This window comes from Pelosinus sp. UFO1 (assembly GCF_000725345.1).
GTDB lineage: Bacteria > Bacillota > Negativicutes > DSM-13327 > DSM-13327 > Pelosinus.
This window is the reverse complement of record NZ_CP008852.1, coordinates 2,662,630-2,676,091: the sequence shown is the minus strand read 5'-3', so window position 1 is coordinate 2,676,091 and position 13,462 is coordinate 2,662,630. Positions and strand designations below refer to the sequence as shown.

General features: G+C 37.1%; 17 protein-coding genes. All 17 read left to right on the top strand.

Annotated features, from left to right (window positions below):
- Window positions 1–29 precede the first annotated feature (29 nt).
- The 17 genes from UFO1_RS12735 to ispG all read left to right on the top strand — a co-directional run bounded on the left by UFO1_RS12735 (window position 30) and on the right by ispG (window position 13,460).
- Entirely contained in the window at window positions 30–650 is a 621-nt protein-coding gene (locus UFO1_RS12735) for a chemotaxis protein CheC (protein WP_038671319.1), read from the top strand.
- Window positions 650–1,135: a chemotaxis protein CheD gene (locus UFO1_RS12730; protein WP_038671317.1), complete on the top strand. Its 486-nt coding sequence runs from the start codon at window positions 650–652 to the stop codon at window positions 1,133–1,135. The genes UFO1_RS12735 and UFO1_RS12730 overlap by 1 nt, the downstream gene beginning before the upstream one ends.
- 17 nt (window positions 1,136–1,152) lie before the next feature.
- Complete coding sequence (locus tag UFO1_RS12725) at window positions 1,153–1,473, top strand: hypothetical protein (RefSeq protein ID WP_038671315.1); 321 nt, start codon at window positions 1,153–1,155, stop codon at window positions 1,471–1,473.
- Between the two features lie 31 nt (window positions 1,474–1,504).
- Window positions 1,505–2,263 (top strand): FliA/WhiG family RNA polymerase sigma factor, encoded by a 759-nt coding sequence (locus UFO1_RS12720; protein WP_038671313.1) that lies wholly within the window; start codon window positions 1,505–1,507, stop codon window positions 2,261–2,263.
- Window positions 2,264–2,286: 23 nt separating this feature from the next.
- The gene (locus UFO1_RS12715) at window positions 2,287–3,915 is read left to right on the top strand and encodes a DUF342 domain-containing protein (RefSeq protein WP_038671311.1); all 1,629 of its coding nucleotides are present in this window, start codon (window positions 2,287–2,289) and stop codon (window positions 3,913–3,915) included.
- A gap of 71 nt (window positions 3,916–3,986) precedes the next feature.
- Window positions 3,987–4,322 carry a hypothetical protein gene (locus tag UFO1_RS12710; RefSeq protein WP_038671309.1) on the top strand — a complete coding sequence of 112 codons (336 nt, stop codon included), beginning with the start codon at window positions 3,987–3,989 and terminating at the stop codon, window positions 4,320–4,322.
- A gap of 35 nt (window positions 4,323–4,357) precedes the next feature.
- The gene (locus UFO1_RS12705; RefSeq protein ID WP_038671307.1) at window positions 4,358–4,915 is read left to right on the top strand and encodes a hypothetical protein; all 558 of its coding nucleotides are present in this window, start codon (window positions 4,358–4,360) and stop codon (window positions 4,913–4,915) included.
- Window positions 4,916–5,072: 157 nt separating this feature from the next.
- On the top strand, window positions 5,073–5,774 hold the full coding sequence (gene rpsB / locus UFO1_RS12700; RefSeq protein WP_038671305.1) for a 30S ribosomal protein S2: 702 nt from the start codon (window positions 5,073–5,075) through the stop codon (window positions 5,772–5,774).
- A 77-nt stretch (window positions 5,775–5,851) separates the two neighbouring features.
- On the top strand, window positions 5,852–6,499 hold the full coding sequence (gene tsf / locus UFO1_RS12695) for a translation elongation factor Ts (RefSeq protein ID WP_038671303.1): 648 nt from the start codon (window positions 5,852–5,854) through the stop codon (window positions 6,497–6,499).
- A 190-nt stretch (window positions 6,500–6,689) separates the two neighbouring features.
- On the top strand, window positions 6,690–7,418 hold the full coding sequence (pyrH, locus tag UFO1_RS12690) for a UMP kinase (protein WP_038671301.1): 729 nt from the start codon (window positions 6,690–6,692) through the stop codon (window positions 7,416–7,418).
- Entirely contained in the window at window positions 7,412–7,972 is a 561-nt protein-coding gene (gene frr, locus UFO1_RS12685) for a ribosome recycling factor (RefSeq protein ID WP_038671299.1), read from the top strand. Before pyrH ends, frr begins: the two co-directional genes overlap by 7 nt.
- Window position 7,973: 1 nt before the next feature.
- Window positions 7,974–8,177 carry a hypothetical protein gene (locus UFO1_RS12680; RefSeq protein ID WP_038671297.1) on the top strand — a complete coding sequence of 68 codons (204 nt, stop codon included), beginning with the start codon at window positions 7,974–7,976 and terminating at the stop codon, window positions 8,175–8,177.
- Window positions 8,178–8,402: 225 nt separating this feature from the next.
- Window positions 8,403–9,170, top strand: a complete 768-nt coding sequence (locus tag UFO1_RS12675) for an isoprenyl transferase (protein WP_038671295.1) — start codon at window positions 8,403–8,405, stop codon at window positions 9,168–9,170.
- Between the two features lie 18 nt (window positions 9,171–9,188).
- Window positions 9,189–10,013 carry a phosphatidate cytidylyltransferase gene (locus UFO1_RS12670; protein ID WP_038671293.1) on the top strand — a complete coding sequence of 275 codons (825 nt, stop codon included), beginning with the start codon at window positions 9,189–9,191 and terminating at the stop codon, window positions 10,011–10,013.
- A gap of 78 nt (window positions 10,014–10,091) precedes the next feature.
- Entirely contained in the window at window positions 10,092–11,249 is a 1,158-nt protein-coding gene (locus UFO1_RS12665) for a 1-deoxy-D-xylulose-5-phosphate reductoisomerase (RefSeq protein ID WP_038671291.1), read from the top strand.
- A 33-nt stretch (window positions 11,250–11,282) separates the two neighbouring features.
- Complete coding sequence (gene rseP, locus UFO1_RS12660; RefSeq protein WP_038671289.1) at window positions 11,283–12,314, top strand: RIP metalloprotease RseP; 1,032 nt, start codon at window positions 11,283–11,285, stop codon at window positions 12,312–12,314.
- Window positions 12,315–12,392: 78 nt separating this feature from the next.
- Complete coding sequence (gene ispG, locus UFO1_RS12655) at window positions 12,393–13,460, top strand: flavodoxin-dependent (E)-4-hydroxy-3-methylbut-2-enyl-diphosphate synthase (protein WP_038675169.1); 1,068 nt, start codon at window positions 12,393–12,395, stop codon at window positions 13,458–13,460.
- Window positions 13,461–13,462: the final 2 nt, after the last annotated feature.

Genomic DNA, 13,462 nt, shown 5'->3' with positions numbered 1-13,462 from the left:
TATTTTGAACTATAAATGAGGTGGAAATATTGTCGGATGAAATATTGAATTTATCAAATTTGCAATTGGATGCATTAAGAGAAATTGGCAATGTCGGTGCTGGTAATTCCGCCACAGCTTTGTCCCAAATTATCAATCGAAAAATAGATATGACGGTTCCTAAAATTGCTATTATGCCATTAGGGGAAGTACCAGATGTAGTAGGTGGCCCTGATGCAATGGTTGCAGGCGTATATTTACGTGTATATGGTCCTGCACCTAGCAGTATTTTATTTCTACTACCGCGGGATAGTGCCTTTTATTTAGTAGATATGCTAATGGGGCGAGAACAAGGTCATACAACATCGCTAAACTCAATGGATGAATCAGCCTTGATGGAGATTGGTAATATTCTTGCAGGTGCATACTTAAATGCATTATCTCATTTCACGAAGTTGACATTATTACCATCTATTCCTGCGTTGGCTATGGATATGGCTGGAGCTATTTTAAGTGTAATCTTAATTCAGTTAGGTCAAATGGGAGATCATGCCCTAGTAATTGAAACTGAATTTACAACTGAGAGTGATGGTGTAAAAGGACATTTCTTCTTAATTCCTGATCCTGGTTCGTTAAATACTATTTTGGCGGCAATAGGGGTGAAGGAATAATGTCAGAACTGATAAAAGTAGGGATGGCTGATTATAAAGTTGGTCGGAATCCTAGTAGTCTGATAAGTTACGGACTAGGATCTTGTGTTGGTATTGCATTATACGATCTAGTGAGTAAAATTGGTGGATTAGCTCATATAATGCTTCCAGATAGTACACAAGCTCGTTCTGCAGAAAACCCTGCAAAGTTTGCGAATACAGCTTTACCTTTAATGCTTGATGAAATGTTAAAATTAGGAGCAGTAAAATCCCGGATCACGGCAAAGATTGCTGGTGGAGCTCAAATGTTTACCTTCGCAAATGCAACGGATGTTATGCGCGTTGGTGAACGTAACTCAGAAGCGGTACGAATGTTGCTTAAAAAGATGGATATTAAACTCGTAGCAGATGATACGGGTGGAAATTATGGACGAACAGTGGAATTGCAATTAGATACAGGGATCTATCGTGTTAGGACAATTGCTAAGGGCGAGAAAGAATTATAATTAGGGAGGGATAGAGAGTGCTTAAGTTGCGCATTGCTTTAGGTTTGGCATCAATTGTTGGCGCTCTGACACTCCTAAATGGTATATTACAAGGTGCTAGAATAGAAACTGTTTTGTATCGTATTATTATTTCAATTGCTGTGTTTGGTTTTATTGGTTATGGTATAGGTATTATAGCCGAAAAATTTTTAAAAAGAGTGTTAGAAAAAGAGATGGGACGTGAACAGGAAACAGAGATTATTAACGAGCAGCAACCGCTCGAAGATTTATCTATAGATTCTGAATTTGCCCCATTTACCTCTGGAAATTTTGAGCAGATATCGCGCCCCAAAGAATGATGTATATGTGAGTTATTGGGGGTAATTATAAATGATGGTTAATAACCAGGCTAAAATAGAAGACATTATGAAATTATGGTTAGAGTATCAACAAACTAGAAAAGTCGAAACAAGAGAAAAATTGATTGAACGTTATTTACCATTAGTTAAGTTAGTTGCTAGCCGTATTGCAATTAGCTTGCCTCAGTATGTAGATAAAGACGATTTAATTAGTAATGGCTTTTTTGGCTTACTTGATGCAATTGAAAAATATGATCCTATGCGGGCGATTAAATTTGAAACATATGCGGTAGTCCGTATCAGAGGGTCTATGTTAGATGCGATTCGTGCACAAGATTGGGTACCTACTAGCGTCAGACAAAAAGCGAAACAATATGAACAGACGGTATCCCAACTTGAAAACAAACTATGCCGCGTCGCTACTGACAATGAGATAGCTCAAGCACTTAATATTACACTAAATGAGTTATATACCTTACTAAACCAACTTAATGCTTGTACTATAGTCCCTTTAGAGGAGTTTATTAAAACAGAAACATCTTCTTCCCATTTAGCAAATCCTTCTGAGCAGATAGAAGTGGAAGAAGTCAAACAAGCTTTGGCAAGGGCAATTGATAAATTGCCTGAAAAAGAACGATTAGTGGTTACATTATACTATTATGAAGGTTTAACATTAAAAGAAATTAGTCTAATTATGAAACTGTCTGAGGCACGTATTTCTCAACTTCATACGAAGTCAATTTTTAGATTAAGAGGGGCACTATCACGTATTAAATCAAGCTTTATTTGATACAGTTTAAGGGGGTTGTGGCTATGAGTGATGATGAACGCGCTGTAGTTGAGGCTGGAGAAAAAACGGATTTATTTGCTGGCTATTCAATTACAACGAATAGCAGCGGTGTGTATTTAAAAATTGACGCTCTTGCGGAAGGGCAAACTTCTGTGAGCGAAATTGCGATAATTGAACAATTAAATAAGCGGGATATAACTGAATTTAATAGAAATGCTATCATACAGACAATAAAAACAGCTGATGGCCAGCCGGCAAAAATTGCAGAAAAGCCTGTTCTAGTTCCTCCACCTGAACCCGAAATTCGAATTGTAGTGACACGTGATAAGATGGAAGCATCTCTAGAAATTATCTTACCGCCAAAATGTAAGCCATTGAATATGGAAACAGTATTAGAGAAAATCAAAGCAAGTGGTATAGTTTTTGGGCTGAACCATGACGCTATCAAAAAGGCATATGATTCTCCCGGTAATAGTGTAGTATTTGCTACTGGACAACAAGCCGTTCATGGTACCAATGCCCAGATAAAATACCACGTAACGATTGCAGATAAGGCCCGTCCACAGGAGTTGGAGGATGGTAGTGTAGATTTTAAAAAGATGAATCTCTTTACTACAGTGCAGCCAGATGATTTATTGGCCGAAAAAATTTTGGCAACCCCAGGAGTCCCAGGAACTGATGTATTAGGTCATCCAGTTATTGCGAAACCGGGTAAAGATCTAATGCTACCTGTAGGGAAAAATGTCAAGGTTGTTGATACGAATACAATCAGAGCTGAAATTGCAGGACAACTCTTAATTGTAAATAATAAAGTTAATGTATTGCCAATTATTGAAATTAAAGAAGATGTAGATGTTTCTACAGGGAATATTGAATTTATTGGTAATGTTACAGTGCGTGGATCAGTAATGCCAGGATTTTCGGTGAAAGCTGATGGTAATGTAGAAATTTTTGGCTCTGTCAGCGGCGGAACAGTTGAAGGAAAAAATGTGGTAATAAAAATGGGTATTCAAGGTATGCATCGTGGCTATGTAAAGGCAAAAGAAAATGTAGTCGCTAAGTTTATTGAAAATGCCACAGTTCATGCGGGGGTAGAAATACTAGTTAGTGATGTAGTTATGCATTCGCGTATTACTGCAGGTAAAAAAGTCCAGGTCGAAGGACGTCGTGGATTGATTGTTGGTGGGAATATTATGGCGGGTGAGGAAATCCGTGCAAAAGTAGTTGGAACCCAGATGTCAACAAGTACGGAGTTGGAAGTTGGCGTCAACCCAACAATTAGGGAAGAATATCAGCATATACGGCGGGAAATTAAAAAGGTAGAAGTGAATCTTGAACAAACGCAAAAGGCTTTAAACATTCTAAGAGCAATGGATCAGCATACTATACCCGCTGATAAACGAGAAATGCTTTTAAAATTAACAAAAGCTCAATTCCATCTCGTTGGCCAAGCCGAAACTATGCGTACCCGTATGAAAGTTATCGAAGGAGAATTTGAAGAAATGCGCGCTGGACGTATAAAGGTAGCAGAGGCGATTTATCCTGGTGTAAAGGTTGTTGTTGGTACACTAGTTAAACCGATACGAGATACTTTGAAATTTGTATCCTTATACGCAGAAGATGGAGAAATCAAAGTTGGTAATTTTAAATAGCATGTATTATTAGGTTCTGATAGTCTATTGTAAGTCAGACATTTGTATATTGTAATGGGGTGGTGAGGGGTATGGCTATTAACTCAGTCGATTTACAAGTACTGATCCCTAAGGCTACGGAAGTTGGCAAAGCGCAGTCGATTGCAAAACAACAAGACACTTTACAGCAACAACAATTTGCTGAACAATGGAAAGATATTTCGACAAATCGCCAACAACAAGTGCAAGGCACAGCTAAAAGTGAAGGCGGTAAGATTGGGCGAGAAAAAGAGCCAAGGGAAAAAAATCATTCAAGAGATGAGCAAAATTCCAAAGGTACTAAGAAGAATGACAAAGAGTGTGAAACGTTGAACCATGCATCTAATGAAGATCCCATACTGGGTCATTTGGTTGATATAAAAACATGACGTAATGCTGTACGCGTGGCTAATGAGGTGGTAGTATGTTATCAAGTGTTTTGGTTTCAATACTCGTGATTATTTTTGTAATTCTTTTTATATTTTATAAAAGGAATATGTTATTACAAGTATTTTCTCTGAATATGAAATCCTCTGCAAATCAATTACAAGAAGAATTAGAGAAGACAGCTGACCTTGTGATTCAGCAACTTGAAGAAAGAATTAAGCATTTAGAAGAACTATTGGAAACAGCTGATACAAGTATTGTATTATTGGATGAAAAGATTAGGGCTGCAAACAAACCTTTAGAGAAAAAAACTGAGGACAGAATAGATTGTCCAATTGAGGTTATATCGAATCCTTCAGAAATTAAACTTGAAGAAGATCAGAAAAAGGAAGTTAAAGAGTTAGGTCAAATGGCTATGCCTATCAATGGAAATCAAAAAATTGGCGTAGATAATTATAAAGAATTAGCCCGCAGTAATAAACGTAATACTATATTATCGATGGCTGATCAGGGGTATAGTAGTACCGAGATTGCGAAAATTACAGGTATTAGTAAAAGCGAAATTATACTGTTATTACAGTTGAATAAAAAATAATAACAAAATACTTGTTACATAAAAAAATATATGATATAATGATTCGTATTCTAAATCCACACGCAAACCAATTTTATTTACTGTGCCAGAGCTTATACAGCATTGGTGGAAAATAAAAGATGCGGATTGCGGCGGTAATTTAACAGGAGGTATAAATATGTCAGTAATTTCTATGAAACAACTTTTGGAAGCCGGTGTTCATTTTGGACATCAAACTAGAAGGTGGAACCCTAAAATGGCTCCTTATATTTTTACGGAGCGTAATGGCATCTACATAATTGACTTACAAAAAACAGTCAAAAAAGTAGAAGATGCCTATAATTTTGTGCGTGAAATTGCACAAGATGAAACTATTTTATTTGTTGGAACGAAAAAACAAGCGCAAGATGCTGTAAAAGAAGAAGCAATTCGTTCTAACATGTATTTTGTTAATGAAAGATGGCTTGGCGGTATGCTGACTAATTTCCAAACGATTCAAAAACGTATTGGTCGTTTGAAAGAATTAGAAGGAATGGAAGAAAAAGGGTTATTTGAAGTGCTATCCAAAAAGGAAGTAATCACTCTTCGCCATGAAATGGAAAGATTGCAAAAATTCCTTGGTGGTATTAAAAATATGACTAAGTTACCTGGAGCATTATTCATTATTGATCCTCGCAAAGAGCGCATTGCTGTTGCTGAAGCTAAAAAACTTGGTATACCAATTGTAGCTATTGTTGATACTAATTGTGATCCTGATGAAATTGATTATGTTATTCCTGGTAATGATGATGCAATTCGTGCTGTTAAATTACTTACTGCTAAAATGGCGGACGCTGTTTTGGAAGCAAGACAAGGTGAACAAGTAGAAGAAGCTGAGTAACTATATTTAGATAAAGGTAAGGGGGACAACTAGTGTTTTTTCCCTTACCTTTAACAATAGATAGGAGGACTACATAGATGATAACTGCTGAAATGGTAAAAGAATTGCGCCAACGTACAGGTGCAGGAATGATGGATTGTAAAAAAGCCTTAACTGAAACGAAAGGTGAACTTGATCAAGCTGTTGATTACTTGCGTGAAAAGGGATTAGCTGCTGCTGCTAAAAAAGCGGATCGAATTGCCTCTGAAGGGGTTATTGAAGCATACATACATGGTGGCGGACGTATTGGTGTAATGGTTGAAATTAACTGTGAAACTGACTTTGTAGCTAAAACAGATAATTTTAAAAGCTTAGCCAGAGATATTGCAATGCAAATTGCTGCTGCTAATCCAACTTGTGTACGTCGCGAAGAGGTTCCTGCTGAAGTGTTAGAACATGAGAAAGAAATCCTTAAAGCTCAAGCATTAAACGAAGGAAAACCTGCTAATATTGTGGAAAAAATGATTACAGGTCGTGTTGAAAAATACTATAAAGAAGTATGTTTAATGGAGCAAGTTTTCATTAAAAATCCAGACAAGACGATTACTCAACTTATTAATGAAAATATTTCTAAGATTGGTGAAAATATTTCCATCAGAAGATTTACGAGATATCAACTTGGTGAAGGTATTGAAAAAAAGGCCAATGATTTTGCTGCTGAAGTAATGGCTGCTGTTAAAAAATAAGAGAACACTGCAGTGTTCTCTTATTTTCTAGGAAATCAAGAAGTATACTTGATTTTGATTTCAAACTAAGAATGACAAAGCTTATTTCTATATCTAAGGATAGGGGGTAATAGCTTTGTCTTTTCTTAAGTTTATTAACAGGCCTTAATATGTATTTTGTGGAAAACAATTGAAGGATGGAGGGGTATGCTTGGTTGCATCAAAGTATAAACGTGTAGTATTAAAGCTGAGTGGAGAAGCATTAGCTGGACAACAAGGGTATGGTATTGATCCAATTATTGTAGATTCAATTGCTCGTCAGATAAAAGAAATTAGGGATACTAATTTACAAGTTGCTGTGGTAGTTGGCGGAGGAAATATTTGGCGTGGTTTATCTGGAAGCGCTAAAGGAATGGATAGGGCTGCTGCTGATTATATGGGAATGTTAGCCACAGTAATGAACTCTCTGGCACTTCAAGATGCCTTGGAACAATGTGATGTGGATACGCGTGTACAGACCGCAATTGAAATGCGCCAAATAGCGGAGCCATATATACGGCGTCGGGCTGTTCGTCATCTGGAAAAAAATCGAGTGGTTATTTTTGCTGCAGGTACCGGCAATCCTTACTTTTCGACTGACACGACCGCTGCACTCAGGGCAGCTGAAATAGAGGCAGATGTAATTCTTATGGCCAAGAAAAATACTGATGGCGTATATGATTCTGATCCTCGTTTAAATCCTGATGCAATAAAGTTTAAAGAACTTGCTTACATAGAAGTTTTAAAACGTGGATTGGGTGTTATGGATTCAACTGCGACTAGTCTGTGCATGGATAATAAAATTCCCATTATTGTATTTAGTATTGATGAGCCGGGGAATATTTTGAAAGCTGCCCTTGGAGAAGATATTGGGACTGTTGTGGGGGATAATACATGTTAATTAAAGAAGTTTTTGACAGTAATGAAGGAAAAATGAAGAAGGTAATTGATGCCTTACGCAGAGAATTATCTACGCTGCGAGCCGGAAGGGCTACGCCTGCACTATTAGATAAGATTGTTGTGGATTATTATGGTACACCGACACCAATTAACCAAGTTGCTAATATTGCAGTGCCAGAACCAAGGTTGATTACAATACAAGCTTGGGAAAAGACAATGATTGCTCAAATTGAAAAAGCTATTTTAAAGTCTGACTTAGGACTTACGCCCAATAGTGATGGGACGATAATTCGTTTGAATATACCTCAACTTACACAACAACGACGTCTTGAACTTGTTAAAGTTGTTCATAAAAAAGCGGAAGATAGTCGTATTGTTATTCGAAATTCTCGACGTGATGCAAATGATGCAATAAAAAAACTTGAAAAAGACAAAACTATTTCCGAAGACGAGGTTAAAAAAGCACAAGATGAAATGCAAAAACTGACGGATAAGTATGTAAAAGAAGTTGATGCAATTATGAGTGCGAAAGAAAAAGAAGTATTGGAAGTATGATATGATAGATACAGTAGCTAAACCCTTTGCTTTGGTTAAGACACATTTAGATGAAGCAAAGATAAATTATAAAGTTACAATATCACATCCAACTCGCCAAGCAGCTAACTTAGATGAGAGTTGCCCTTATGTTATAAGGCAACGATTTGATGGTGATATGTATCATTTAGTAACTGCTAATAAAGTGGTAAAAGGGAAAGCTTAAAAATTATTGGCTATACATGTTAATGATGAAGTATGACCGGGTATTTGTGAACAATTACTACGGAAATACTGGTAGTAGAATGTTTTTACTATCAGTTTCAGGAAATGTGTAGATCTCGGTGCCTGAGCGGCGGTTTGCCCTGTTGGTGCTATTTTGGCTCCATAACTGGAACCCCCTCGCGAGAGGGGGTTTAGTTTCTTACCAGATTAATTTGGAGGTCATAACATGTGGAAGAACTGGTTTAATAAAAAAAATATTAAAATTGATACATATGACCTAGTAAAATTAGAAAATATGCCACAACATATTGCAATTATTATGGATGGTAATGGTCGGTGGGCAAAGAAAAAGGGATTGCCACGCACTCTTGGTCATAGAGCTGGTGTAGAGAGTCTGCGTGATATTGTCACGACTGCTGTGAACATGAAACTTAAAGTATTGACTACTTATGCATTTTCTACTGAAAATTGGAAAAGACCAGCAGATGAAGTAAATTTACTAATGAGGTTATTCTCTGAATATCTTGATAGTGAAATTGATGAACTTCATAAGAAAAATGTACAAATTCGCTTTATTGGCAATGTGGATGAATTGGCTGCTGAATTACAGAAAAAGGTTGAAGAAGCACAGGCGTATACTAAAAAAAATACGGGTCTGGTCTTTAACTTGGCCGTTAATTATGGCGGACGAGCAGAGATCCTACATTCTGTTCGGGTAATTGGTGAGAAAATTGCTAGTGGTGAATTACTTCCTCAAGATATTACTGAGAAAAGTATAAGGGACAATTTATATACTGCTGATTTACCTGATCCTGATTTAGTTATTCGTCCAAGTGGGGATTATCGGATAAGTAATTTTTTATTATGGCAATCAGCTTATGCGGAATTTTGGTTTTCTGATATTAACTGGCCTGACTTTAAGCCAGAGCATTTTATTCAGGCTATAATAGACTATCAGAAGCGAGAGAGAAGATTTGGCGGTTTGAAAAAATAAAACTACAGGGGTGTTTTGATGCTTGGTAGGCGAGTTTTGACTGCGGCCTTAGGTATACCAATTACAATTTTTGTTATTCAATATGGAGAATGGTTATTTGCTGCTGCGATTCTTATTCTTACATTATTAGCATGGGATGAATTTTATACTATGTTACAGAATAAGAATATTAAAGTCTTATATTACATAGGTTTTTTAGCTAATATAATTATATTAGGGTGTGCATGGCTCGGAAATTCACAAGAACTTATAATGACACTTTTTTTTAGTACTTTGCTTGTATTATATAAAATTGTAGTCTCGGCTAATAAATTTACGGTTGTAGATGCGGCCTTTTCTTTATTTGGCATTACTTATATTGGATTGTCCTTTTCCCATTTACTACTTCTCAGATATAGTAATAATTCTTTACACATAGTTACTTCTTTAGGGAACTTGTCTGCGGGAGCTGCTTACGTATGGTTAGCCTTTGTTGGGACTTGGGCGAATGATACTTTCGCTTATTTTGTTGGCTCTAAGTTTGGAAGACATAAGCTATGTCCTGGAATTAGTCCTGCCAAAACGGTAGAGGGGGCTCTCGGAGGTGTATTTGGGAGTGTAGTGGCTATTGTTGGACTAGGATACCTCTTTCAGTTACCTATCGGTCATAGTTTAATTATGGGGTTTTTAGTTGGCATCGTCGCGCCTATTGGTGATTTAGCAGAGTCTGCTTTGAAGCGATTTGCAGGCGTTAAGGACTCTGGGAAAATACTGCCGGGGCACGGGGGTATTTTAGACCGCTTCGATAGCATATTATTTGCAGTTCCTGTTATTTACTACTATATACATATTTTTATACTATAATAATATCTTTTTTAGAGATTTTTATTAAATACTTACAAGGGATTTATAAGATGTCAAGTCTGTTAAGGGAGAGTTTATATGCAACATATATCGATATTAGGCAGTACAGGTTCGATTGGCACACAAGCCTTAGAGGTCATTGCAGCTCATCAAGATAAATTTTCTGTAACTGCTTTGGCTGCTTACCATAATGATATTTTACTTGAAAAACAAATTGAATATTTTAAGCCCCAAATTGCTGTACTAGTGGATCAGGAAGCAGCAGATAGACTAGTCAGAAGGTATTCAGGTCCTACTCGTATTTTGACAGGCGAAGAAGGTTTAATAGCAGCAGCTACTCATGTGGCAGTAACAACAGTACTAACTTCTTTAGTAGGATTCGCAGGTTTAAAACCGACGATTGCCGCTATTGAGGCTGGTAAAAATATTGCTCTTGCCAATAAAGAGACTTTGGTAGCTGCTGGTGAATTGGTAACGCAACTTGCAAAAGAAAAAAATGTTAAAATTTTACCCGTTGATAGTGAACATAGTGCTATTTTTCAATGTTTGCAAGGCGAAAATAGTAAGAATATAAATCGCATTCTTCTGACGGCATCAGGTGGTCCTTTTCGAGGATTAAAAACAGAAGCATTACAAAATATAACAGTGGAAGATTGTTTACGTCATCCTAATTGGTCAATGGGAAAAAAAATTACCGTAGATTCCTCTACTTTAGCCAATAAAGGGTTAGAAGTGATTGAAGCTCGTTGGTTGTTTGGGGTGGAGTACTCCCAAATTGAGGTTGTCGTACATCCACAAAGCATTGTTCACTCCATGGTTGAGTTTATAGATGGATCTGTTATTGCGCAGTTAGGAAAGCCCGATATGAGGGTACCTATTCAATACGCTCTTACTTATCCAGAAAGGGTTGTTACAGACTATCCCAGACTTGATTTTAAAACGTTATCAGATTTAACCTTTTCTCCTCCAGATAAAATTACTTTTCCGATATTGCAACTTGCTTTTGATGCAGGATATACTGGTGGAACAATGCCTTGTGTATTTAATGCTGCAAACGAAGAAGCTGTTTATGCATTTCTTGAAGGAGAACTTCGCTATCTTGATATTTTCACAGTGATACATAGTGTAATGCAAAGCCACAGCTTCATTAATGCACCTGATTTGAATGAAATTTATCATACGGATATGGTAGCGCGAAGTAAGTCTAAGGAAATTTTAAGGGCGATTAGGGAATAGATTTCTTATAATAAAAAGATAGGAGTGATTTTATTGTTGATGACAGCTGTTGCTACCATTTTCGTCTTTGGTCTTCTGGTATTGGTTCATGAGTTAGGGCATTTTGTTACAGCAAAGATGGCTGGCATGCGAGTCGACGAATTTGCCATTGGTTTTGGGCCTAAGATAATTAGTTACAAGCATGGTGAAACCTTATATTCTTGGAGAATTATACCACTAGGTGGTTTTAACAAGATTGCAGGTATGGACCCGGATGAAGAACAAGATGAAGGCTCTTTTAGTGCAAAATCAATTCCCGCTAGAATGTTAGTGATAGTCGCTGGATCAACTATGAATTTTGTATTGCCAGTTTTATTATTTATGACTATATTCCTAAATTCAGGTATTGACACTCCTTCTAATGTTCCTATTGTTGGAAATGTATTTGCTGATAAGCCAGCAGCTCAAGCAGGATTGTCTCTCGGTGATAAAATTGTATCTGTCAATGATACAGAAATTACATCATGGCGAGGTTTTGTTGATATTGTACAAGTAAATGCGGGAAATCCACTAAAGTTACGGTATCAGCATAACGAAGAAATTAAAACCACTATAATTGTCCCAGAATATGATGAGAAAGCCAATCGAGGCATTATAGGTGTTATGCCACAGATTGATAAATACCATCCAGGTTTCGTGGAATCTTTTGGTTTGGCTGTTAAGCAGACCTATCTAGTGGCTAGCAGCATGGTAGTTGGCATAGCACAAATGGTTACCGGAAAAGTTGCAGCAGAGGTCGCTGGACCAATTGGTGTAGCACAAATGGCTGGAGAGGTAGCACAATTAGGATTGATGCCGTTGTTGCAATTTGCGGCATTTTTAAGTATTAATTTAGGGCTTATTAATTTATTGCCGGTACCTATGCTTGATGGTGGTCATTTTGTGACTCTAGCAATAGAAGGTTTGCGTGGCAAACCTTTAGATAAAAAGCATATGCAGCTGATACAAATGATTGGTTTTGCATTATTGATGCTTTTATTCTTAGTAGCTACCTTTAAGGATATTTCTCGGTTGAAGATATTTTAAGAAATAATAAAGGCGGGCAAAAATATACCACCTGCGAAATGGGATGGTTTTTTGGCAGGTGAGAAATGGGTGAAAAAAATGCAACGAAAAAAAACATCTCCTATACGAATTGGTAACATATTGATTGGAGATTCAGCTCCCATATCGGTACAATCAATGACCAATACGAAAACCGACAACATAGTTGCTACGGTAGCACAAATTGAGAGGTTAGAGCTTGTAGGATGTGATATTGTGCGGTTAGCTGTACCTGATATGGCTGCTGCTATGGCTATCAAAGAGATAAAGTCAAAAGTAAAAACGCCTTTAATTGCCGATATTCACTTTGATTATCGTTTAGCTGTTGCGGCCATCGAAAATGGTATAGATGCGTTGCGCATTAATCCTGGTAATATTGGTGATGTAGAGCATGTCGCCATTATTGTCAAAGAAGCAAAAAAAAGGCGCATTCCAATTCGTATTGGTGTAAATGCAGGCTCTTTAGAAAAAAGCATTTTAGAAGAATGCGGTGGTCACCCCACTCCTGCGGGTATGGTGAAAAGCGCACTGCAACACATTGCTATTTTAGAAAAGTTAGATTTTCGCGATATTAAAATATCTTTAAAAGCAAATGATGTTCCGACTACGATAAAAGCGTATCAATTAATGTCTGAAGTAATTGATTACCCATTGCACTTAGGGATTACAGAGGCGGGAACCATAAAATCAGGCATTGTTAAATCAGCTGTAGGAATTGGTGCTTTATTAGCACAAGGTATAGGAGATACTATTCGTGTATCCTTAACAGGTGATCCTGTAGAAGAAGTAAAGGTCGCAAATGAAATTTTAAAGTCATTAGGCTTAAAAGAATATGGTCCAACCTTGATATCCTGTCCAACTTGTGGTCGTTGTAATATTGACTTAGCAGCAATTGCGGAACAAGTGGAACAAAAATTGAGTAATGTACGTAAGCCTTTTAAAGTTGCAGTAATGGGATGCGTTGTGAATGGGCCAGGTGAGGCTAAGGAAGCCGATATTGGAATTGCCGGTGGTAAAGGACAAGGATTAGTATTTCGCAAAGGCGAAATACTAAAAAAAGTCCCTGAAGATCAACTAATTACAGCATTATTTTCAGAAATTGACAAACTCATTGAGGAGGAAAAATAAAA